This window comes from Ruegeria sp. HKCCA6707 (genome assembly GCF_013033515.1).
Taxonomy (GTDB): Bacteria; Pseudomonadota; Alphaproteobacteria; order Rhodobacterales; family Rhodobacteraceae; genus Ruegeria.
Genome location: NZ_WQEG01000001.1, coordinates 459738 through 481509, shown reverse-complemented (window position 1 = coordinate 481509; position 21772 = coordinate 459738). Strand labels below are relative to the sequence as shown.

The window sequence follows — 21772 nt, the reverse complement described above, 5'->3', positions numbered from 1 at the left end:
CCGAAGGACCAGATGGTCCGCGCTATGCCGCTTTCTCTAACAGAGCACCTACAAGCGGTAGGTTCAGGTTTGGTTAGACGTCAACGCAACCCCGGTGGAGGGAAAAAAGGCCAGAGCATAACTCTGGCCTAGTTTACGAGGGGTAATTTCTAACGCAGGCCGGTGTGCTTACCCGGCCGCGCGTTCGTCGTCCGGGCGAAAGCCGATATCCGTTGACGCGGCAAAGCGACCGCCACCGGCTTTTTCGATCTTTCCGTCCCGCAGCAATTGACCGAATGAACGCAAGCTTTCTTCTCGGTCAAAGCTGTCTTGTTTCAGCGAACGCACCTTGTTCATCAGTTGCGGGCGCGAAAACTGTTCCTGACCTTCGATGAACGACAGATAGGCGGCGGCTGCCTCAAGAAGATCGGGCAGGGATTGCGCGCCTTGTTCTTGCGCGAAGGTTGCGAATCCACCTTCTTCTTCGCCAGCAAGTGGCTGAGATGCGCTGCTGTGCTGCGCCAATGTCTCGTCTTCGTTCCTCTCTGGCGCGGCGTCCACACGCTGTTCAGCTACCAGTTTCAGCGGAGACGCGGCATCCGCATTTGGGCGTTTGCTGGTGACCTTGACTTCGGGGCGACGCGGGCTCACCACCGAGGCCAGATCGCCTCTGTACTCTTCGTCTGGTGAGCCTTGGTTCGCGTTCGGATCAGCTTGTCTTTCTGCTTCGGTCGCAGCCACGGCTGTACGCAGATGCGAATAAGCTTCACGCTGTCCGCTTGTTTCCGGGTCTTCCATCCGTTCATCCGCCGTATCCATCAGACGTGAGACGTCTTCGGTGCGGGTGTCTTCTTCTGGGGCGTCCTCTGGCGGGGTCGGGCGTGCCGCCATTTCAGCTTCGATCAGTGAAATCTCTTCCAACAGGTCGGCTTCATCATCCGCGTCCAGGACGTTGCGCTGATCCTCTTCTTCATCCGACTGCTCTGGCGTGTGCGATGTCGCTGAGGTTTGACGTTCGCTGGAATCTTCCGGTATGTGCAGTGGCTCGCTGCTTTCAACGACGTGATCGGCACTGACAGCAGCTTGATCCGTGGTGTCGTCTTGACCCGCATCGGAATCACGCGCCAGCATTGCAGCGGCTTCTTCGATAACCGAACTGTCGAAAACCGGCTCCATATCGGCGGGTTCTTCTTCGGTGTCAAAGTCCGCGTCGAGATTGCCCGGCTCCGTCGGTGTTGTGGGCAATTCCTCAGCGAATTCTTGAGGCTGGGGTTCGGCCTTAACCTCAGGTGCAACTGTTTTCGGACGATGGGCTTCATACTCTGCGACTACAGCGTCCAGTTCACGCTGCTGACGGTCGGCTTCCGGCCAATCGTCGTCCTCCGCAGGTTCATTTTCGGCGCTGTCGGAAGTCTCAGCTTCCAAATCCGAAGGATCGAGAGCACCAGAGGCGAACGCGGCAGAAATTGCGTCATATTGCGGCTTTTTGGGTTCGATATAACCGGTATCCACATCTTCACCGCCCGCGTCTGTGGCAGGGGTCTGATCCGAATGTGAAACGACGGCGCGGATACGCTGCAGTTTTGCAGCAATGCTGTCTGCCGGAGGCTCGTCTTGAAAGTCGACTGCGGGGGCAGGCGTGGGAACAGGGCTAGATTCAGGTAGGGTTGGAGCCGCAGCAGCAGGGGCGTTGTCACCATCCTCAGCATTACCCGTTTCGCTTTCGGTCGCGCGCAAAAGCAGTCCGCTCTCGCTTTGGCGGGCTTCGACGTGGCGCGATGCTTCGCGCTGGGCAATACGGGTCAGCATCGCGGCGTCAGGTTGTGGAGGTTCGGACCCAAAATAGCGGTCGTCAGCCGCCAGGTCACGGAAGTACTCGGCAATCGCCTTCATTGTTTCAAATGAGTCGTCAAAGCCTTCCAATGTGCATGAGAAGGTGCCGTAAGAAACGGTCAATACCTTGTTGTTCTGTACCATCAGACGCACGTCCTTTACAAACTAACGGGCCGTTGTACCGCGCGTGTGGCACGGCCTCGACACTAAACTATGACCATGAGCCTATCATTTTGTGGTCTCAATATGTCCAAAACCGGGAAAAATGGTCAATCTTACGAAAATTGAGGTTATTGTAAGCTCAAACGGGCCAATAGCGTTGTTTGGTGGGGGTGAAATCGCCCCGCAAGACGTCGAATTGGCGTTAAGCCGCGCCGAATCCGTTGTCGCGGCGGATGGCGGTGCGGCACGGGCAATCGATTCGGGGCGTATTCCGGACGCGGTAATCGGTGATTTCGACTCGTTGGACACGCGATATCGCGATCAAATCCCGCCCGAGCGTTTGTTTCCAATTCGTGAACAGGACAGCACGGATTTTGAGAAGGCACTGACTCGCATTTCTGCGCCCGTCGTCCTGGGTATCGGGTTTCTGGGCGCGCGCGTGGATCATCAATTGGCGGTCTTCAATACGCTGGTGCGTTATCCCGACAGTGGCTGCATTTTGCTGGGCGCGCATGAGATCGTTTTTCATGCGCCACCGCGTCTGTCAGTGCCGCTGAAAGCGGGAGAGACGGTGTCGCTGTTTCCGATGCGACCGGTGTCCGGGCGCAGTCAGGGTCTGGAATGGCCGATAGACGGGCTGGCACTTGCGCCGGATGGGTGCATTGGCACGTCGAACCGGGCCACCGGTGATCTCGATGTACAGACGGATGCTCCGGGCCTGTTGGTGATGCTTCCGCGTGCGGCTTTGGATGATGTTATGCAGCTGTTTCTGTCAGGGCGCTGCGGGCGATGGAGCGTTCCCTCCATATGACATAGAACCCTGCGGCCATAGTGATGAGGATGCCAATCGCGGCCAGCCCGTTGGGAAGATCGTGGAATATGATCCAGCCGAACAAGGTGGCCACCGGAATCTCCAGGTATTGCATTGGGGCCAGTGTCGCCGAGGGTGCATACCGCAGCGACCAGGTCATGCAAAGATGTGCCAATGTGCCCATCACGCCAATGCCTGCCAAGAGCCAGAGGGGCGTGTTGGGAGCGATGGTCAGCGAAATATCCCAGGTCTCTGTCAGTGTGCCAATCAGCAAAACCGGCAAAAGCACAACCGAAGCCATGGCGCCCGACACCGCCTGTTGTGAAACCGGATCGGTTTCCTTGGCGATTTGGCGCGTAACCAGCATGAACAGCGCAAAGATTACAGCGACGACAAGCGGCAGCAGGGCAGGCGCACCCACCTCGGCAAAGCTGGGTTGAATGACCATCAAGGTGCCGATGAAACCCACAACGCAAGCCATCAGACGCCGTGCGCCGACCTCTTCATTCAGAAAGTAATTGCCCAAGAGCAGCAAGATGAAGGGCATTACAAATGCGATGGCCACGGCATCGGCCAATGGTAGAAACTTGAGCGACGTGAACATGGCGGTAAGACCTGCGATCTGCAGCGCTGTCCTGAGTGCGGTCAGCCAAAAGATCCGCCCGCGCATCCGCCATGGTCGCCTGGTCAGATAGACAATCGGAACAAGGATCAATGCTTGCACCGCAAAACGGGCAAAAACCAAAAGGCCGATGGGCGTTGTTTCCCCTAATAACTTGGCCAAGGCATCACCCATCGGGGCGAGCAGGCAAAAGCCAAGCATAAACATGATGCCGATCAGCGGCCGATCCTGAGTCATTGCGCGACGCTAAACGGTTGTTTGGTTGGGGGAAAGGCGGATGAGCTCTAATTTTCAGGCAAGGGCTGAAATTTTGTGTAGTCAGGACCGATGCAATGCGGCAGACCGTCATTCAACTCCAGCCTGTTCAGTTTCTCTTCGAACGCGACATGCAGGGTCGGGCGCAAGGCCTCAGGGTCTAACAGCGTTGCAACATAGAGGTGCAGGACATCCGACATGGCGGTCGAGCGGAATGAGATCGGTGTGCCGCAAGTCGGGCAGAAACTGCGTTCAACACCAGGAGACGAGCGGAACAGCTTTGGCGCTTCGCCGGTCCAGCGCCACTTGCCATCCCGCACAGCAAAATAGGTGGTCATGGGGGCCGCGCATTGGCGTCTGCAACTGTCACAATGGCAGGTCACGCAGGACAGAACCGGTGGTTCAACCGCATAGCGGACCGCTCCGCATAGACATCGACCTTCCATTGAGTGGCTCCTTTTTTCGTTATCCCTTGCGCTCAGCAGTTGGGCACGTTCACGGCCAACCCGCCCAGCGATGTTTCCTTGTATTTCTCATGCATGTCATGCCCGGTCTGGCGCATGGTTTCGATCACTGAATCCAGTGGCACAAAATGCTGCCCGTCTCCGCGTAGCGCCAATGACGCGGCGGACACAGCCTTGATTGCGCCCAGCCCGTTGCGCTCGATACAGGGCACCTGCACCAAACCCGCTACCGGATCGCAGGTCATGCCAAGATGATGTTCCAGCGCGATTTCCGCTGCGTTTTCAACTTGTTCTGGCGTTCCGCCCATCACGGCACACAGCCCAGCCGCAGCCATTGCCGCGGCGCTGCCAACTTCGGCCTGACACCCGGCCTCAGCCCCCGAGATCGAGGCGTTGAACTTGACCAAGCCGCCAATAGCCGCAGCCGTCAGCAGGAAATCTTCGATCCGGCTTTCCGAGGCGCCGGGCACGTGATCAAGGTAATAGCGCAGGACCGCAGGCAAAACGCCCGCCGCACCATTGGTGGGGGCGGTCACCACCTGGCCACCGGCGGCGTTTTCCTCGTTCACCGCCATAGCATAGACGCTCATCCAGTCGTTGATCGTGTGCGGTGCGTTCAGGTTCATGCCCCGCTCGGCTTGCAGCGCATCGTGAATGCCCTTGGCGCGGCGGCGCACGTTCAACCCACCGGGCAGGATGCCATCGGTGGTCAGGCCACGCTCGATACAATCGTTCATGACTTGCCACAGTCGGGCTGACCCTTTGGCAAGGCTTTCGGAACACCCGCGCGAGATCTCATTCTCACGCTTCATCTGTGCAATCGACTTGCCGCTGGACCTGGCCATATCCAGCATTTCGACCGCCGACTTGAACGGGAAGGGAATAGGCGCGCCTTCTTCGGTTGCCTTACCTTCGGCAAGTTCCTCTTCGGTCAGGACAAAGCCACCTCCGATGGAATAATAGACCTGCCGCAAGATCACATCGCCTTGCGCATCGGTGGCCATCAGGATCATACCATTGGCATGGCCGGGCAGGGTGGTGTCGAAGTCGAAGATCAAATCGGCTTTGGGGTCAAACGCCAGATCAGGCAGGCCTTCAGGTGAAACCCTCTGTGTCTTTGCAATCTCGGCCAGAGTGGCTTCGGCCTTTTCGTGGTCGTAGGTGTCGGGCACAAACCCTGCCAGCCCCAGAATGGTGGCACGGTCGGTGGCGTGGCCCACACCGGTAAAGGCCAGGGACCCATGCAGCGACCCGCGCAGGCCCGAGAATTCAAACGGTGACGCACGCATCAGATCGAGAAAGCGCGCAGCAGCCACCATCGGGCCCATTGTGTGCGACGAGGACGGGCCAATGCCCACTTTGAACATGTCGAAGACAGAGAGGAACATATCAGAGAGCAGAGCCTTCAGGCGGGTTGGGGAGGATCGGTGAGGTAAACGGGTTTGGCCCCAGACCTTCTGCAACAATCGCAGTCTGCGTCGCGGGGCGGGATTCAAGACGTGTCAGTATGTGATGCAGATGGGGCGTGTCGGCCAACTGAAACCAACTTTTGTCAGCTTGCGTCGGATAAAGTTGCATCCACCGCATCATCGCGGCCAGATAGTAGGTCAAGACCGAGGGGTGATCGGGCTGCAACCAGCGCGGGGATCTCGCGGCTTCTGCCTCCAGGTTCTGCAGATGGGTTCTCAACCGTGGACGAATTCCGGTGCGCAGGGTCTCGGCCTGTCCGGAGGCTATGTACTTTTCAGTATAGAACAGGATCCGCAGATCCGCGTGCAGCGTGTTCGATGCAAAAAACAGCCATTTCAGAAAATTCGCGCGCTCGGCGCTGTCAGGGGCAGGGGCAAGTTGTTGGTGCGTGTCTGCAAGCCATAGTAAAATGGCGGCGGTTTCAAAGATCGGACCCTGGGGCGTTTCCAGAACCGGGATCAACCCGTTGGGGTTCAACGCGCGATAGGCCGAACTGTCCTGCGCCTTTTCACGCCGGTCTACCAGCTTTGTCTGATAGCGTTGGCCCATCTCGTCCAGCGCCAAGCGGACGACCAGCGAAGCGTTGTCAGGAGCATAGTGAAGCACGTAAGGCGTTTGCATAAGTCCTGTCTACGGCGATGGGCTCGAGTCGGAAGGTTCGAATGCGACGTTTCCTATCGGAAACGCGCAGCAAATTCCACCTTCAATCCTTTGTTTTCGTGAATTGCCCCTCGCAGTTGTCGGGGTCATTCCGTATAAGCCTCGCACGAGGGTGTAGGAAAGCTTTCATGGTAGGAGAAATGACACCGATCGAACGGGCCAAACGGGTTGCAGCTTACCGTGCTGCAGAACTTGTCGAAGACGGAATGCGCGTGGGTTTGGGAACGGGCTCGACCGCCGAATGGCTGGTGCGGCGCCTGGGCGAACGGGTTCGGCAGGGTGGCTTGAAGATCAAGGCGGTCCCGACCTCAAGTGCCACAGCTCAATTGGCGCGCGAAGTGGGGATTGAGGTGGTCTCACTGGATCAGGCGCGTTGGCTGGATTTGGCAATCGACGGCGCTGACGAGTTCGATGACGAACTGAACCTGATCAAAGGCGGCGGCGCGGCTTTGTTACATGAAAAGATCGTTGCAACGGCAAGCGACCAGATGGTTGTGATTGCTGATGCCGGAAAAGAGGTTGAGAATCTGGGTGCCTTTCCCTTGCCCGTTGAGGTTATCCCTTTTGGCTGGCAAACGACGCGTACGCTGATCGAAGAAGCGTTGGATGCAATGGATGTGCTGGGTACTTCTGTCACCTTGCGCATGGCAGGTGAAGTTCCGCGTGTCACCGACGAAGGCAACCATATTCTGGATCTGCACCTCAAGCGGATCGGCAATGTCCGGCAAATGGCATTGGTCCTGAACCAGATCCCGGGCGTGGTCGAGAACGGGTTGTTCATCGATATCTGTGACAAGGTCGTGATCGGCTTTGGCGATGGCCGGGTCGAGCTGCGCGATATCAATGCGGGCACGGTCCAGACCGATCAGCCGCAAGACAATACAGAAAACGTCTTCTCGGACGAGATGGACTGAGTCCCACGGGCCGAGATGGTACAGATCGAACGCAAAATCGCTTTTCTTGCGCCAAGGGGTTGGCAGGCCGGAAATAACGCCCAGATATCCTGCGGTATTTGGCAAGCTGATAGAAGGAACCCAGCATGAGCTTTGACTATGATCTTTTTGTCATCGGTGGAGGCTCGGGTGGGGTCCGTGCGGCGCGTGTCGCGGCAGGAGAGACCGGTGCAAAGGTGGCTTTGGCCGAGGAAGATCGCTATGGCGGTACCTGCGTAATCCGGGGTTGCGTGCCGAAAAAGCTGATGGTGTTTGCCAGCGAGTTTTCCGGCATGGTCGGTGACGCGCAGGCGTTTGGCTGGGATATTCAGCCCGGTGCGTTCAACTGGGATACGTTTCACGGCAAATTGGTGGCCGAGCTGGACCGGCTGGAAGGCGTTTACCGCAATATCCTGAAAAACAACGGTGTCGAGAGCTTTGACCAGCGCGCGCATCTGGTGGATGCGCATACAGTTGAACTGGCCGATGGCACCCGCAAGACCGCCAAGCATATTTTGATTGCCACGGGTGGGCGTCCGGTTGTGCCAGACTTTCCGGGCTCGGATCTGGCGATCACGTCAAATGAGATTTTTCATCTGGACAAGCTCCCAGACAGCATCCTGATTGTCGGCGGCGGCTATATCGCCAGTGAATTTGCCGGGATCATGAACGGGTTGGGTGTCAAAACCACCCAGTTTTACCGCGGTGCGCAGATCTTGCGTGGATTTGATGACGAGGCGCGTGGGTTGGTCTGTGAGGAAATGCGCCAGAACGGGATCGATGTGCGTCTGGGCACGAATGTGCTTGAGATGACCAAAGATGGCGATCAGATCCGCGTAAAGGCCACTGACGGGACCGAGGACCGGTTTGACGTCGTCATGTACGCCACCGGCCGCGCACCCAATGCTGACAACCTTGGGCTGGAAGCTTTGGGCGTCGAACGCGGCCGTAAGGGTGAGATCGTCGTGGACGCATACAGCCAGACTGCCGTACCGTCGATCTATGCAATTGGTGACGTGACGGATCGGGTCAACCTGACCCCCGTTGCCATCCGCGAAGGGATGGCCTTTGTCGAAACCGTCTTCAAAGGCAACCCGACGCCTGTGGACCACGAGCTGATCCCAACCGCGATCTTCACCCAGCCTGAAATGGGCACAGTGGGGCTCAGCGAGGAAGAGGCGGCCGCGCAGGAACCGATCGAGGTCTATGCGACCTCGTTCAAGCCGATGCAAAAATCGTTTGCGGGCGGTACCCAGCGTGTTTTGATGAAATTGCTGGTCAGCAAGGCAACCCGCAAGGTTCTGGGCTGCCATATTGTGGCCCCGGGCGCAGGGGAGATGATCCAGCTGGCCGGCATTGCCATCAAGATGGGCGCCACCAAAGAGGATTTTGACCGCACGGTTGCAGTTCATCCGGTCATGGCCGAAGAACTGGTCACTATGCGGCAACCTGTGCGCACGGCTTGATTTGCAACCGGACGCACACAAGTTACAAGTAATTCCGTGATCACACGGGGCTAAACAAAGGAAATGATACATATGGCGGGCAACAGCGGCGGCCCCTGGGGGGGCGGAGGCTCCTCGGGCGGCGGAGGAAATCGGGGTAACAACGGGAACGGGCAACGCCCGCCCGAAGGCGATGGCCCGCAGATCCCCGAGATCGATGAGCTCATGAAAAAAGGTCAGGAACAGCTGCGCGTGCTGATGGGCGGACGCGGTGGTTCGGGCCGTGGCGGCGGCGGCAAAGGGTCTGGCGGCGGTGGTCCGGCCTTTACCAAAAGCACGATTGCCATCGGCGCTGTTGCAGCCGCTGTGCTGTGGGGGCTGGCCAGTTTTTACACGGTCAAGCCAGAAGAACAGTCGGTCGAGCTGTTTCTGGGCGAGTTCTATGCGGTTGGAAACCCAGGCCTGAACTTTGCCCCATGGCCCTTTATCACCGCCGAAGTGATCCCGGTCACGCGCGAACAGAACGAAGATATGGGCGGGTCAACCGGACGTGACGACGGCTTGATGTTGACCGGCGACGAGAATGTGGTCGATATCGACTATCAAGTGGTGTGGAACATCAACGATCCCGCCAAGTTCTTGTTCAACTTGCGTGATCCGCGCCAGACAATCCGCGCGGTGTCTGAATCGGCCATGCGTGAGATTATCGCGCAAAGCGAACTGGCCCCGATCCTGAACCGGGATCGTGGTGTGATCGCCGAGCGTTTGCAGGAACTGATTCAAGCCACCATGGACAGCTATGATTCCGGTGTGAATATCGTCCGTGTGAACTTTGACAAAGCAGACCCGCCGCAGGACGTGATCGCCGCCTTCCGTGACGTTCAAGCTGCCGCTCAGGAACGCGACAGGTTGCAGAACGTGGCCGATGCCTATGCCAACCGCGTTTTGGCTGAAGCCCGTGGTGAAGCCGCGCAGGTGTTGGAAGAGGCCGAAGCCTATCGTGCGCAGCAGATCAACAGCGCGCAGGGTGAAGCCAGCCGTTTCAGCGCGGTTTTGGAAGAGTATACCAAAGCGCCCGATGTGACGCGCAAGCGCTTGTATCTGGAACGGATGGAACAGGTGTTGGGTGACGTCGACAAAATCATACTTGACGAAAGCTCGGGCGGCCAAAGCCAGGGTGTTGTACCCTATCTGCCGCTGAACGAACTGCGCCGCAATTCCGGTCAGGAGAATAACTGATGCGTAAGTCTACTCTCATTCTTCCCGTCATTGTTGTTCTGATCGTCGGTCTTCTGTCTTCGATCTTTATCGTGGACGAACGCGAGCGTGCGCTGGTTCTTCAATTCGGTCGTGTTGTCGCGGTTAAAGAAGAGCCGGGTCTTGCGTTCAAGATCCCGCTTATTCAGGAAGTAGTTCGCTATGACGACCGCATTTTGTCGATTGACGTGCAACCTTTGGAGGTGACACCTCTGGATGACCGCCGTCTCGTGGTGGATGCATTCGCGCGCTACCGGATTTCGGATCTGGAACAGTTCCGGCAAGCGGTTGGTGTTGGTGGCATACCCGTTGCCGAAGACCGGCTTGACCGCATTCTGCGCGCCGAAACCCGCGAAGTTCTGGGTTCGGTCTCGTCCCGCGATATCCTCAGCTCGGATCGTGCGGCCCTGATGCTGCGGATCCGCAACAGTGCGATTGCCGAAGCGCGGGCGCTGGGCGTGAACGTGATCGACGTGCGTTTGAAAGCAACCGACCTGCCACAAGCCAACCTTGAAGCCACATTCGACCGGATGAAGGCGGAACGTGAGCGTGAGGCAACGGACGAGCGCGCCCGTGGTAACGAAGCCGCGCAACGTGTGCGCGCACAGGCCGACCGTACCGTGGTGGAACTGGTGTCCGATGCGAACCGTGAGGCCGAGATCATTCGCGGTGAGGCGGACGCCGAACGCAACGCGATCTTTGCCGAAGCTTTCGGTCAGGATCCAGAATTCTTCGAGTTCTATCGGTCCTTGTCTGCCTATGAGCGCGCCCTTCAAGGGGGCAACAGCTCGATGGTCCTGAGCCCAGATTCCGAGTTCTTCAATTATCTGAAGTCTCCGACCGGGCAGGCCTCGCAGTAATGGGTATGATCCTGCTGGCTTTCGGGCTGGTGCTGATTGTCGAGGGGCTGGCCTATGCGCTGGCCCCTTCGCTTATCGAACGCATGTTAGAAGCGCTGCGTTCGGTTCCGGAACAAGCACGCCGCCTGATGGGACTTTTATGTGTTGTTTCAGGCCTGATCCTGCTTTGGGGCGCCTATCAGTTCGGGTTTTGACCTGTCGGAATTTCACGGCTGAGTGAATTCCCTGCGATCCCGAGTTGCGGGCGTGATCAAACTGACTACATTGTTTCCCAACACATGCCGCGAAACGCGGACATTTAGGGTTGGTATAAGGAGATCCCAGGTGCAGGCACATGCGCGCAGTCTTGCGGTACGATCTGACGAAATGGTCACGAAAATGCGGTTGGTATGGTTGGGATTTGCTACGATCCTGCTGGTGATGGCGCAATCTCTGGCCGCGCATGCGCGGGGGGAAAGCCTGGCGCCATTGGCAGAACAGATCAGCCCGGCGGTGGTCAACATCACCACAAGCACCTTGATCGAAGGGCAGGCTGGCCCGCAAGGTATCGTCCCCGAAGGCTCTCCGTTCGAAGATTTCTTCCGTGAATTTCAAGACCGCAACGGAGGTGGCGACAGCGACCGCCCACGGCGCAGCAATGCGCTGGGGTCAGGATTCGTGATCTCGGAAGATGGTTATATCGTTACCAATAATCACGTTATTGCCGAAGCCGATGAGATCCTGATCGAGTTTTTCCCGGGCGATGGCCAACCGGTCAAGGAGTTGGTGGCCAAAGTTGTGGGCACCGATGAAAAAACGGATATCGCGCTGTTGAAGGTAGAGGCCTCGGGCCCGCTGCAATATGTGCAGTTCGGTGACAGTGACACCGCGCGCGTAGGCGATTGGGTCGTCGCGATGGGCAACCCGTTGGGGCAAGGCTTTTCGGTCTCGGCTGGCATCGTTTCGGCACGCAATCGTGCGCTCAGCGGATCTTATGACGACTACATCCAGACCGATGCTGCAATTAACCGAGGCAACTCGGGTGGGCCGTTGTTTAACATGAGCGGCGAGGTGATCGGTGTGAACACCGCGATTCTGTCGCCCAATGGCGGATCGATCGGGATCGGCTTTTCGATGGCGTCGAACGTTGTGATCAAGGTCGTTGATCAACTGCGTGAGTTCGGTGAAACCCGTCGTGGCTGGCTGGGCGTGCGCATTCAGGACGTCACCGAAGACATGGCCGAGGCGATGGGCCTGGAAAAACCCGGCGGTGCGCTGATCAGTGATGTTCCGGATGGCCCTGCTAAGGAGGCGGGCCTGCTGGCTGGTGATGTGATTCTTAGCTTTGACGGTGTCGAAGTGGAAGACACCCGTGGGTTGGTCCGTCAGGTCGGTGAGACCACAGTCGGGAAGTCGGTTCGTGTTGTGGTCCATCGTGACGGTGGCACGCAAACCGTTCTGGTGGTGCTGGGACGCCGGGAAGACGCAGAACGTGCCGAAACCGCAGAGGCGCCCGCAGTTGAGGAAGAGGAAGGCGCAAACAGCGAATTCCTGGGCCTGACGATTTCTCCGCTGACGGACACTCTGCGGGAAGAGCTTGGTCTGGCCGCTGATGCCGATGGCTTGGTTGTCACGGATGTAGACGAAGCGTCCGAGGCGTACTCCAAGGGCTTGCGGGCAGGGGATTTGATCACAGAAGCAGGCCAGCAAAAGGTCACTTCGGTTTCCGACCTCGAAACACGCATGGAAGAAGCCACCGAGGCGGGGCGCAAGTCGCTGCTCTTGCTCGTACGGCGGGGCGGTGAGCCGCGCTTTGTCGCGCTGAGCCTTTCAAGCTGACGCTCTCTAAACTGAAAATGTATCAAGGCCGGGGGCTATGGTCCTCGGCCTTTTCTTTTTCTCAACGCGCACGCAAAAAAGAAGCCATATGCCGGGGAAGGCATATGGCTCTGGTACAGGGAGAGGCCGATGGACAGATATCGGGGATGATAAATCAGCCTCCTACGGTAACAAAACAACGGCTAAACCCAGAACTTTGTCCAGTCTGTGAACAAGTTCACATAAGCTGAAAAGCTACATCAGATCCGACTCGGCCAATTCGCGCAGAGCTTCGAAATCATGGATCTGAACGCCGCCGCGAGTCGCCTCGACCATATCCTTGCGTTTCCAGGTCGAGATCGTTTTTGAAACGGCTTCTCGTGTGGCCCCGACAAATTCGGCCAATTCGCTTTGCGACATGGTGATGCGGTCGTTTGGATCGTCCTGCTGGTTGGCCAGATACAACAGTTTCCGCGCCAACCGGATGGGCATGGGCAAGAATACCTGTTCGTTCAACTGCAACCCCATATGGCGCATCCGCGCTCCGGCCAGTCGGATCATATCGACGGCAAGGTCAGGTTCTTGCCGGATCTGAGCCATGACATCGCGATGAAACACGCGCAACACGCGCGATGGTTCGGCAGCAGCGACGGTCGCAGTGCGCGGGCCTTGGTCAAACAGGGCAATCTCGCCGAAAACTTCGCCCGGACGCATCAGGCTGAGAGACAGTTTTCGCCCACTCATGGAAAGGAACGAAACCTCTAATGTGCCGTCCAGTATAGCATAAAGCGCATCCCCTTCATCGCCCTGTTCAAACAGGATATCCCCGCGATCCAAGGACACTTCTTTTGCCTGCGCGGTCAGCATCTCGCGCAGTTCCTCTGACGCTTCGGACAGGAAGCCGCTGTTGGGAAAGGCCATCATTGGCGCTCTATTCTCCGATTGAGTGGTGGCAGTGGTGCTTCAACCTTCCACAGCTTTGACGCCAAGCCAAGGAATTTGTCGCGGCTACTCGCTGCGCGGTGGTGCTTTCTCAGCGTCCGGGTCATCCATGAACCGCTGCAGCATACTGAACTGCAGCATCAGGAAAGCCATCAACGCGATCGGGAAGCCGAAGGTTTCGATTTTGACCCATAGGTCGGTGGACATCGTCCGCCAGACGAACTCATTGGCGACTGCCAAGACGGCAAAACAGGCGCAGAGGCGGCGGGTCAGGATCATCCAGCCTTCGTGTTTCATCGGCAGCATGTCTTCTAGCACATAGGCCAGATACGATTTTTTCTGCAGCAGACCAATGCCGAGGATCAGCGCGAAAAAGCCATAGACGAGCGTTGTTTTCATCTTGAAGAAGCGTTCGTCATTGAACCATGCGGTCAGTCCGCCAAAGAACAGCACCATGAACGCAGTGAAGATCTGCATGCGGCTGAGCTTGCCCGTCAGGAACCACAATACACCCATCGCCGCCAGCATGAGGGGGACAAAGAGGATCGTGGCGACGATAAAGCCGGAATACTCGGTGCCGCCGATCATGAAACTATCGTCGCGCAGGCGCAGGTAGATGAAGAAAAAGGCCAGTGGCGGCCCAAGTTCCAGCACCTGTTTCAGAAGCGGGTTGATGTCTTTCTTGTCGGTCATCTGAGCCTTCCTGCTGCTTACCCGCCCATTTCAACTATTACGGCGCCAAGTGCAATCAATGCCATCAAGGCGATCCGTCGTGGTCCAACGGTTTCTTTCAGAACCAGCCATCCGATCAAGGCGGCAAAGACGGTTGAGGTTTCGCGCAGGATGGCGGCTTCACCCACTTTGTCGAGACGTGTGGCCAACATGATCGAACCGAAAGAGAGCGGGGCGATGATCCCTCCGACCAACCCGCGCAGCATAAGAGGACCCAGGGCCGGGCGGTTGACCATGGCGCGCCACCGGAGCGCGGCATAGACCGGCATCGCCGCGCCGTCGATCATGAAAAACCAGGCCAGAAATGTGAAGGGATCGGCTGTCGCGCGAATGCCATAGGCGTCATAGGTGGTGTAAAGCGCCACAAACAGCCCGGTGATCACCGCAAGAACCAGAGCGATGCCAAGTGTATCCCTGTCCGTTTCGAGATAACGCAGGTTATACGCGGCCAGGCCGAAGATGCCCGCCATCAATGTGGCGACACCCAGCCATTGGGTAACGTTGAAGGTCTCGCCAAACAGAAGATAGGCACCAAAGACGGTGAACAGCGGCCCGGTGCCGCGCACCACCGGGTAGACAACCGTATAGGAGCCCTTGGTATAGGCCAGTGCCTGTAGAGTTTTGTAGGCGATATGGATCAGCCAGACCAAAGCGAAGATCGGCCACATATAGGGCTCGGGCCAAGGGACCACGAAAAAAGCAAACGGTGCTGCCATGAGCCCATAACAGGCGTCAATCGCGCCACGCGACAACCAGGGGTCGTGGCGGCCTTTTTGCAGCGCGCCAAAAGCGGCATGCAGGAAGGCGGCGCTGAGTGCCAGTGCAAGGGCCAGATGATGGCCCGCTTCGGTACCTTCGAGGGAGATTAGCCAATCGCTCAAATCAGGGCTTTCGCTGGGAGAGAGGCCGGGGGTTTTCCATCCCCAGACCCCCGGAGGATTTTGGGGCCAGATGAAGGGGCGGATCAGCCCTGGGCGAGGCCGGTGAGGGCGGCGGCGAACTCTTCGGGATCGAAGGGGGCCAGATCATCGATCTGTTCGCCGACACCGATGGCGTGGATCGGCAGGCCGAACTTGTCAGCCAGCGCCACCAGAACGCCGCCTTTGGCGGTGCCGTCAAGCTTGGTCATCACAAGGCCCGAGACATCAGCCAGCTTCTGAAAGGTCTCGACCTGGCTAAGCGCGTTCTGGCCGGTGGTTGCATCCAGGACCAGCAGCGTATTGTGCGGGGCCGTTTCGTCGACCTTGCGGATGACGCGGACGATTTTGGCCAGTTCCTCCATCAGGTCGGCGCGGTTTTGCAGGCGGCCGGCGGTATCGATCATCAAGAGATCCGCGCCTTCGTTCTGCGCCCGCGTCAGGGCGTCAAACGCAAGGCTGGCCGGGTCCGAGCCCTCGGGTGCGGTCAGGACAGGCACACCAGCCCGATCGCCCCAAACCTGAAGCTGTTCGACAGCGGCGGCACGGAACGTGTCACCGGCGGCAATTACGACCTTTTTACCAGCCGCTTTGAACTGACTGGCGAGTTTGCCGATGGTGGTGGTTTTGCCTGATCCATTGACGCCCACAACCAGAACCACCTGGGGCCGCTTGGGGTAAAGCGGCATCGGTTTGGCCACAGGCTCCATCACCCGAGCCACTTCCTGCGCCAGCAATTGTTTGATTTCCTGAGTCGAGAGTTTGCGGCCAAAGCGGCCTTCGGCCATGTTGGCAGTGACGCGCAGAGCGGTGTCGACGCCCATATCCGACGCAATCAGAAGCTCTTCGAGCTGTTCCAGCATATCGTCATCCAATGTGCGTCGGACAACGGCGCGGTCATCGGATTTGGAGAACAGACGGCTGAGCAACCCCTTTGGTTCCTCGGCTGGTTCCTCGGCGGCAGCTTGGGGTTCCGGATCAGGCGCGGTGGCGGGTGTGGACTGCGGTTGTGGCGCGACCGGGGCGACTTCGACGGTTTCTGCAGGCGCGGGGGCTGTTTCCTCACCGCCGTCTTCGACGATCGCATCCAGACCCTCTTCCAGGCGGGATGAGGATTTGAACAGCTTGTCCTTCAGCTTTGAGAAAAATGCCATCTATCAAGTCTCCGCAGGTGTTCCCCTCACCTAATGCGGATTTGCAGCAGTTGCAAAGGGTCCGGTGCATGCAATTGGATGCCCGACAACTGTGGGGCAGGTGGTCGGACAAATCGGGTTCTGTTTTGCCTCAAGCGTGAATGGCGCGGCGGCGCTAGCTCTGCCAAGATGGAGGCATGTTGAAACGTATAGTGATTCCCGCGCTGATTTGCGCCCAGACCGCTGCGGCCCAATCACCGCTGAGCGCGGATGAGTTTGACGCCTATACTCAGGGCAAGACGCTTTTCTATGGGTTTGAAGGTCAGATCTATGGGGTCGAACGCTATTTGCCGAACCGCCGTGTGATCTGGTCGTTTCTGGACGGACAGTGCAAAGAAGGCATCTGGTATGAGCGACAAGGCCAAATCTGCTTTGTCTATGAAGACCGCTCGGACCCGCAATGCTGGGTGTTCACCGAAACCGGGCGCGGGTTGCTGGCGCAGTTTGAAGGCGATCCGCAGGCTACCGAGCTTTATGAGGCCGAAGATATCGGGGAAGAAATGGTCTGCCTTGGTCCCGAGGTGGGCGTTTGATCAGCGCGCGCGCAGTTCGTCATAGTCAAGCATGACATGGGTTTGATAGGCGCGCCTTTTGGTGAGGCGGCGATAGTAGGCTTGCAGATTGGTGAGTGGCGGGCGCGGGATGTCGATATCGTAATACCGGTAAAGAACGTGACCTAACTGTATGTCGGAAAGCGAAAATTCCTCACCCGCCAACCACTTGTTTTGTGCAAGCTGTGCATCGGCAATAGCCAGTTTGTCGTGCAGGTCGCGAAGGGCTTGGGTAAGGGCCAGAGCGTCTTGCTGATCAGGCGGTGTACGCACAACGTGCCAAAAGACAGGGACAGTGAACGCCATTGCCACATTCAGCTTGGCCCATTCGGCCCATTTGTCGATCTGGGCGCGGCGCGCGTTATCCGTCGGCCAAAAGCTGTCCTGAGCATGGACGCTGGCGAGATATCGCAAGATTGCACCGGTTTCCCAAAGAACGGGCCCGTCATCGTCCTGCAGAACCGGGATGGTTCCATTGGGATTGAGCGCCAGAAACTCGGGCGTATCCAACCCGCCAAAATGATGCCCCAGATCATGCCTGTGATAGGGCAGTCCCAACTCGCCCACGCACCACATCAGGGCCTGCACGTTTGACGATGTTTTCCGCCCCCAGATCGTAAGCATCGCTTAGAACAGGCTGCCCTGATCAGGCGCGTCAGGTTTGGGTTTCTTGGGCGCGGGTTTTGCAGCAGTGCCTGTGCTGAGAATGCCGTCAGCGAATTCGATCTCAAGCGTGCTTTGTTTCGACGCTTGGGCCTTGGTCGTCACCACACCGCCCTCAGCGCGAACCACCGCGTATCCACGTTCGAGCGTTGCCTTGTAGCTGAGCGTTTCGCGCAGGCGGTCGGTGGCCTGAAGCTGTTGGCGAAGGCGCTCCAGCCTTGTGGCTTGCGCCGTGTTCATCCGGTCAGTCAGGCGGGTCAGGTTGTCTTTTTGCTGGCCGATGTCGCGTTGGATCGGGCGCAGCGACAGGCGCGACGAGACATTGCGAAGCGCATCTTGGCGCGTCGTTACCAGATTGCGCAGGGTTGCGGGCCGCAGATGGGCCGAGAGCTTAACCATTTGCAAACGTCGGTTCTGCACGCCGCGATCCAGGGCTGGGGTCAGGCGATCTGCAATCAGATCAAGCCTTTGGCGCGGGGTGTTCAACAAGCCGTCTGGGCGCGGCAAGGCGCGGGAGAGGTCGCGCAATCGCTGAGCCCGGCGTTGCACCGCATCGGTAGCGGCCCGCGACAGGCGGGCGCCTTGTTCGCCCGTCCAGGCCAACAATTCGAGCCTTACCGGCACCGCCAGTTCGGCGGCGGCTGTGGGTGTAGGCGCGCGCTGGTCTGAGACATAGTCGATCAGCGTTGTATCCGTCTCGTGCCCAACGGCCGAGATCAACGGGATATCCGAGGCCGCGGCGGCGCGGGCGACGACCTCTTCGTTGAAACCCCAAAGGTCTTCGATGGAACCGCCCCCGCGGGCCACGATGATCAGATCAGGGCGCGGCAATGCGCCTCCCGGCGTCAGTTTGTTGAAACCGTCAATGGCGCGGGCAACTTCAGGGGCGCAGTTCGCGCCTTGAACAGCCACGGGCCAGATCAGCACCTTGCGCGGGAAGCGGTCGCGCAAGCGGTGCAAAATATCACGGATCACGGCGCCCGAAGGCGAGGTCACCACACCAATGATCTGCGGCAGGTAGGGCAGGGTTTTCTTGCGCTCGGCTGCGAACAGACCTTCTGACTCAAGCTGCTTCTTGCGCTTTTCCAGCAAGGCCATCAGCGCGCCTTGGCCGGCTACGGCAACCTCATCAACGTTCATGTTGTATTTTGACTGGGCCCCAAAAGCGGTAAGGCGGCCTGTTACGACAACCTCCAGCCCTTCTTCCGGCACCACAGACAAGCCCGAGATCTGACCCTTCCACGTAGTGCAGGCCAGCACGTTCCGATCATCCTTGATGTCGTAATACAAATGCCCTGAGCGCGCCTTGAACACGCGCCCGACCTCACCACGCACGCGGATTCGTCCGAAAGTGCCCTCGAGTGTGCGTTTTACCTCGCCTGAGATGTCAGAGACACTGTATTCGGGTGTATTTTGGCCGGGAAGCGGGTCATCAAGCAGGTCGGACATTTCAGCGCCTTGTGTCAAATGCTGACCCAGCTTAGAACGCCGCGCAGGCAAGGCCAAGCAGATCGGAGCGCATTCATGAATATCCTCATTCTCGGCAGCGGCGGGCGCGAACACAGCCTGGCCTGGGCGGTGATGCAAAACCCCAAATGCGACCGTCTGATCGTGGCTCCGGGCAATGCCGGGATCGCGCAGATCGCGGATTGTGCGGCGCTGGACATCGAAGATGGTGGTGCGGTTGTCAGCTTTGCCGAAGAGAATGCAATTGATTTCGTGATCGTCGGGCCTGAGGCGCCTTTGGCCGCTGGGGTTGCGGATCGTTTGCGCGACGCAGGCGTGCTGGTGTTTGGCCCTTCGGCAGAGGCCGCGCGGTTGGAGGCCTCAAAGAGCTTCACCAAAGAGGTCTGTGATGCATCCGGCGCACCCACCGCAGGGTATGCGCGGTTTACCGAGGCTGAGCCTGCGAAAACCTATATCCGCCAGCAGGGTGCTCCGATTGTGGTCAAGGCCGATGGGCTGGCTGCAGGCAAGGGCGTGATCGTTGCCATGGATGAGCAGACTGCTTTGGACGCCATTGATGATATGTTCGGAGGGGCCTTTGGCGGTGCAGGGGCCGAAGTGGTCATCGAGGAGTTCATGGAGGGTGAAGAAGCGTCTTTGTTCGTGCTCTGTGATGGCGAGGATATCCTGTCCATCGGCACTGCGCAGGATCATAAGCGGGTGGGCGAGGGCGATACCGGTCTGAACACCGGTGGTATGGGCGCTTATTCACCCGCACCGGTTTTGAGCCCCGAGGTCGAGGCCCGCGCCATGGACCAGATCGTGCGCCCGACCATGGCCGAAATGGCGCGCCGAGGTACACCGTTTCAGGGGGTTCTCTATGCCGGTCTGATGATCAAGGACCGTCAGTCGCGTCTGGTGGAATACAATGTGCGCTTTGGCGACCCGGAATGTCAGGTGCTTATGATGCGTTTGGGCGCTCAGGTGTTGGATCTGATGCATGCCGCTGCTGAAGGGCGCTTGTCGGAAGCGCGTGTAAACTGGGCAGACGATCATGCCATGACCGTGGTTGTGGCCGCCAAGGGTTATCCCGGGTCCTATGAAAAGGGCACAGTGATCAACGGGTTGGAGGGTCTGGGTGAAGACAGCATGAACATGGTGTTTCACGCCGGTACAAAAGACGCGGACGGCAAGATCGTGGCCGCAGGAGGACGGGTTTTGAACGTCACGGCGCGCGGCGACACGCTGCAAGAGGCGCGGGATCGGGCCTATGCGATGGTGGACGATATCGACTGGCCAGACGGGTTTTTCCGCCGCGATATCGGCTGGCGTGCGCTGTGATCCAATAGCCGGGCTGCGCCCGACTTGATTCTATAGGAAGGGGGCCTTGCCCCCTCGACCTGTGGCCTCACCCCCAGGATTTTTTTGGCTAGATGAAGGGGCGGATCAGCAGTTCAGGGCCTGGTCGAAGCTTGCGGGGCCGTTGAAGGGCCCGATATCGGATTGTGTCCAGCCGTTTTTATAGGACACGCTGATAAGGCGAGACCAGTTGGCATTTGCGACAATGAGTTCAGGGCCTGCCCCGCAATCCCTGACACCTCCACTGATGAAGTCTTCACCGATGCGATGGTTGGTGAGGTTGGGCAGGGTTGCAATCTCGGTCAGGCCTCCGTCTATGAAGCGCCATATCCGCAGTTTTTTGGCCAGGTGAGGACGGTCGATATAGGCGATTTCGACATGGCCGTCATTGTCCAGGTCCAAAATTGCGACCGGTGCGAGCCAGCGAAACCGGGTGCCGATATGCGGCGTGGCGGCGAGTTTTTCACCGGCTGCATTGTAAATTGCCAGCTGCGCTCCGGTGTCTTGATGCGACTCAACGACAACGACCTCGTTGGTGCCATCCAGATCGACATCCGCGAGGCGTGGGGCAAGATCCTCAAACACCCTATTCTTTGGCAATCTGATGGTCAGAACGGTTTGCGTCCCACCGGATTGTCGCGCATCACTTTGGACAGTGATTTCAAGCGCACCAAATTCGATGTTGTCGCCCAAAACGCCATGCGCATAGCGCGTTGTGGGCTCTGTGTAGCGGGCTGCAACGATCGTTTCGGCTGCAGCAATGGTTCCTGCTGCCGTTAGCCACAGACACAACGCCAACAACGCGCCGCGGGCCCCGTCGTGCCAGAGGCGGACGGGCAGGCGCGGCGCTTTGAGGCGCATCAGATTTGCTTTTCGGGCATCTGAACAACCAGACCGTCCAGCGCGTCGGTCACCTTGATCTGGCAGGTCAGGCGCGAACGGGCAGGATCGGGTTCAAAGGCAAAGTCCAGCATGTCTTCTTCCATGTCGTCCTTTGCAGGAAGCTTTTCGACCCAATCGGGGTGAATGTAGACATGGCAGGTCGAACAGGCGCATGCGCCGCCGCAATCGGCTTCGATGCCGGGAATGTTGTTGTCACGGGCCCCTTCCATGACGGTCAGTCCGTTGGCGACCTCGACAGTGTGTTCGGTCCCGCCATGCTCGACATAGGTGATCTTTGCCATTGCGTGCGTCTTCCTTTTGCGATGTTCGAAAAGCTGTTTAATCAAGGCGTACCGCTCTGACCAGTCCGATTTGCCAGTCGTTGCAGCATGGCCCGGATTTCTTTCCCAATGTTCCGCTTGTGTTCCAAAGATGCTGCATGAGTGCGCGCGCTGTCGCAGGTCAGTGGGTTTGTGCGTCAGGGCTTGCATGTCCGATAGTGTTCATTTGCGGTTTCAGCCGATGAAAAAGCTCTGAATT

General features: G+C 58.4%; 22 protein-coding genes. 9 read left to right on the top strand and 13 right to left on the bottom strand.

Features of this window, described 5'->3' with window-relative positions; all coding sequences use genetic code 11:
* Positions 1-168 precede the first annotated feature (168 nt).
* A complete protein-coding gene (locus GOW40_RS02340) occupies positions 169-1956 on the bottom strand; it encodes a hypothetical protein (RefSeq protein ID WP_171128887.1) in 1788 nt (595 codons plus the stop codon).
* A gap of 121 nt (positions 1957-2077) precedes the next feature.
* Between GOW40_RS02340 and GOW40_RS02335 the strand changes: the two genes are divergently transcribed.
* Positions 2078-2785, top strand: coding sequence for a thiamine diphosphokinase (locus GOW40_RS02335; RefSeq protein ID WP_171128889.1), 708 nt, complete (start codon positions 2078-2080; stop codon positions 2783-2785).
* Here GOW40_RS02335 and GOW40_RS02330 read toward each other — a convergent pair.
* From GOW40_RS02330 to GOW40_RS02315, 4 genes are read right to left on the bottom strand one after another with little or no spacing between them, the layout of a single operon-like run.
* On the bottom strand, positions 2730-3644 hold the full coding sequence (locus tag GOW40_RS02330; protein ID WP_171128891.1) for a DMT family transporter: 915 nt from the start codon (positions 3642-3644) through the stop codon (positions 2730-2732). The two genes, GOW40_RS02335 and GOW40_RS02330, sit on opposite strands and share 56 nt — an antisense overlap.
* A gap of 47 nt (positions 3645-3691) precedes the next feature.
* Complete coding sequence (locus GOW40_RS02325; protein ID WP_171128893.1) at positions 3692-4108, bottom strand: GFA family protein; 417 nt, start codon at positions 4106-4108, stop codon at positions 3692-3694.
* Between the two features lie 32 nt (positions 4109-4140).
* Positions 4141-5514 carry an L-serine ammonia-lyase gene (locus tag GOW40_RS02320; RefSeq protein ID WP_171128895.1) on the bottom strand — a complete coding sequence of 458 codons (1374 nt, stop codon included), beginning with the start codon at positions 5512-5514 and terminating at the stop codon, positions 4141-4143.
* Position 5515: 1 nt separating this feature from the next.
* On the bottom strand, positions 5516-6217 hold the full coding sequence (locus GOW40_RS02315; protein ID WP_171128897.1) for a glutathione S-transferase family protein: 702 nt from the start codon (positions 6215-6217) through the stop codon (positions 5516-5518).
* Between the two features lie 167 nt (positions 6218-6384).
* On the opposite strand from GOW40_RS02315, the gene rpiA reads away from it, so the two are divergent.
* From rpiA to GOW40_RS02285, 6 genes are all read left to right on the top strand, one after another.
* A complete protein-coding gene (gene rpiA / locus GOW40_RS02310; RefSeq protein WP_171128899.1) occupies positions 6385-7170 on the top strand; it encodes a ribose-5-phosphate isomerase RpiA in 786 nt (261 codons plus the stop codon).
* A gap of 125 nt (positions 7171-7295) precedes the next feature.
* Positions 7296-8654 carry a glutathione-disulfide reductase gene (gene gor, locus GOW40_RS02305; RefSeq protein ID WP_171128900.1) on the top strand — a complete coding sequence of 453 codons (1359 nt, stop codon included), beginning with the start codon at positions 7296-7298 and terminating at the stop codon, positions 8652-8654.
* A 72-nt stretch (positions 8655-8726) separates the two neighbouring features.
* Positions 8727-9872, top strand: coding sequence for an FtsH protease activity modulator HflK (hflK, locus tag GOW40_RS02300; RefSeq protein WP_171128903.1), 1146 nt, complete (start codon positions 8727-8729; stop codon positions 9870-9872).
* The gene (hflC, locus tag GOW40_RS02295; protein WP_171128905.1) at positions 9872-10750 is read left to right on the top strand and encodes a protease modulator HflC; all 879 of its coding nucleotides are present in this window, start codon (positions 9872-9874) and stop codon (positions 10748-10750) included. The genes hflK and hflC overlap by 1 nt, the downstream gene beginning before the upstream one ends.
* The gene (locus GOW40_RS02290; RefSeq protein ID WP_171098330.1) at positions 10750-10944 is read left to right on the top strand and encodes a DUF2065 domain-containing protein; all 195 of its coding nucleotides are present in this window, start codon (positions 10750-10752) and stop codon (positions 10942-10944) included. Before hflC ends, GOW40_RS02290 begins: the two co-directional genes overlap by 1 nt.
* Positions 10945-11128: 184 nt before the next feature.
* Positions 11129-12568, top strand: coding sequence for a Do family serine endopeptidase (locus GOW40_RS02285; RefSeq protein ID WP_254444232.1), 1440 nt, complete (start codon positions 11129-11131; stop codon positions 12566-12568).
* 234 nt (positions 12569-12802) lie between these two features.
* On the opposite strand, the gene GOW40_RS02280 is transcribed toward GOW40_RS02285, so the two are convergent.
* The 4 genes from GOW40_RS02280 to ftsY form a co-directional block, all read right to left on the bottom strand.
* Complete coding sequence (locus tag GOW40_RS02280) at positions 12803-13471, bottom strand: Crp/Fnr family transcriptional regulator (RefSeq protein ID WP_171098334.1); 669 nt, start codon at positions 13469-13471, stop codon at positions 12803-12805.
* Positions 13472-13555: 84 nt separating this feature from the next.
* Positions 13556-14182: an inner membrane-spanning protein YciB gene (locus tag GOW40_RS02275; protein WP_171128906.1), complete on the bottom strand. Its 627-nt coding sequence runs from the start codon at positions 14180-14182 to the stop codon at positions 13556-13558.
* A gap of 17 nt (positions 14183-14199) precedes the next feature.
* Complete coding sequence (locus GOW40_RS02270) at positions 14200-15102, bottom strand: EamA family transporter (RefSeq protein ID WP_171128908.1); 903 nt, start codon at positions 15100-15102, stop codon at positions 14200-14202.
* Positions 15103-15185: 83 nt separating this feature from the next.
* Complete coding sequence (gene ftsY, locus GOW40_RS02265; RefSeq protein WP_171128910.1) at positions 15186-16292, bottom strand: signal recognition particle-docking protein FtsY; 1107 nt, start codon at positions 16290-16292, stop codon at positions 15186-15188.
* 176 nt (positions 16293-16468) lie between these two features.
* Here ftsY and GOW40_RS02260 point away from each other — a divergent pair, with 176 nt between their 5' ends.
* Complete coding sequence (locus tag GOW40_RS02260; protein WP_171128912.1) at positions 16469-16864, top strand: hypothetical protein; 396 nt, start codon at positions 16469-16471, stop codon at positions 16862-16864.
* Here GOW40_RS02260 and GOW40_RS02255 read toward each other — a convergent pair whose 3' ends face one another.
* On the bottom strand, positions 16865-17506 hold the full coding sequence (locus GOW40_RS02255) for a glutathione S-transferase family protein (protein ID WP_171128914.1): 642 nt from the start codon (positions 17504-17506) through the stop codon (positions 16865-16867).
* A 3-nt stretch (positions 17507-17509) separates the two neighbouring features.
* Positions 17510-18994, bottom strand: coding sequence for an exodeoxyribonuclease VII large subunit (xseA, locus tag GOW40_RS02250; RefSeq protein WP_171230848.1), 1485 nt, complete (start codon positions 18992-18994; stop codon positions 17510-17512).
* A gap of 75 nt (positions 18995-19069) precedes the next feature.
* Between xseA and purD the strand changes: the two genes are divergently transcribed.
* On the top strand, positions 19070-20332 hold the full coding sequence (gene purD / locus GOW40_RS02245; protein WP_171128918.1) for a phosphoribosylamine--glycine ligase: 1263 nt from the start codon (positions 19070-19072) through the stop codon (positions 20330-20332).
* 105 nt (positions 20333-20437) lie between these two features.
* Here the strand turns inward: purD and GOW40_RS02240 are convergent, their stop codons facing one another.
* Positions 20438-21211 (bottom strand): VCBS repeat-containing protein, encoded by a 774-nt coding sequence (locus tag GOW40_RS02240; RefSeq protein WP_171128920.1) that lies wholly within the window; start codon positions 21209-21211, stop codon positions 20438-20440.
* Positions 21211-21534, bottom strand: coding sequence for a 2Fe-2S iron-sulfur cluster-binding protein (locus GOW40_RS02235; RefSeq protein ID WP_171098350.1), 324 nt, complete (start codon positions 21532-21534; stop codon positions 21211-21213). Before GOW40_RS02235 ends, GOW40_RS02240 begins: the two co-directional genes overlap by 1 nt.
* Positions 21535-21772 lie beyond the last annotated feature (238 nt).